Origin of the sequence: Microbacterium sp. HSID17254 (genome assembly GCF_003989315.1) — a bacterium.
In the GTDB taxonomy this organism is placed as follows: domain Bacteria; phylum Actinomycetota; class Actinomycetes; order Actinomycetales; family Microbacteriaceae; genus Microbacterium.
On the sequence record NZ_RBLT01000175.1, the window covers coordinates 1 to 810 of the forward strand.

Annotated in this window: 1 pseudogene; it reads right to left on the minus strand. The window is 67.5% G+C overall.

Annotated features, from left to right (window positions below):
* Window positions 1-290 precede the first annotated feature (290 nt).
* Window positions 291-810: pseudogene (locus tag D8M34_RS18430) on the minus strand (hypothetical protein); the annotation flags it as partial.

Here is an 810-nt window from a genome sequence, read left to right on the forward strand (position 1 = left end):
CGGACGACAGCCCGGCTTTGGCGGGTGAGGACCGGAAGCGGCGCGGCAGCTCCTCGTCCTCGGGGTGCCGGTTCGGTTGGTGCGGATGTCGCTGGCTGCCGGAGGTCATCGGTGGATGCGTGGGTCCTTTGGCTGTTGATCTTGGGTTGCCTGCGTCCATGGGCGGTCTTCTCGACAACCGAGCAGATCCATGCATCATCTGATGATCTTCGGTCCGGTGCGGGTCTCGTGTCCGGGCTGCGCGTCTCGGGCCCGCCTTGGCTCAGATTCGAGCGCCCGGCGATTGATGGTTATCGGAGTCGACGGGTCGTGGGTCGGGTTGTCCAGCGGTAGCGGCTGCGGGCACGGTTGATCAGCCGGCGGATCACGGTGAGCGCGGCGGCGAGGTTGAGGTAGAACTCGACGATGATCTTCCGGCGATCGGTGAACCGGCGCAGCTTGCCGTAGCCGTTCATCCAGGAGTGCGTGCGCTTGATGGGCCACCGTCGTCCTGCCTGGATCGGAGCCGGGACCCCCGTGGTCGCGATCTCGCCGGTGAAGCCCAGGGTGTGCAGCAGAGTACGGGTCTTGCCGGAGTCATAGCTGCGGTCCAGGTGCACGGTCGGGAACAGATCACCACCGTGGGCGTCGCGGTGGCGGGGCAGCGGGCCGATCATCGTCACGATGCCGGTCAAGGTCGGTTCCAGCAGGGGCGAGTCATGGTCGTTGGCTCGCGCCGCGCCCAGGTGCAGCCGACTGCCCTGGTCATCGCAGGCCACTGCCCGTTTCGCGCCCTGATCGCCCGCCCACCGCCATGCCCCTCGGTAACCC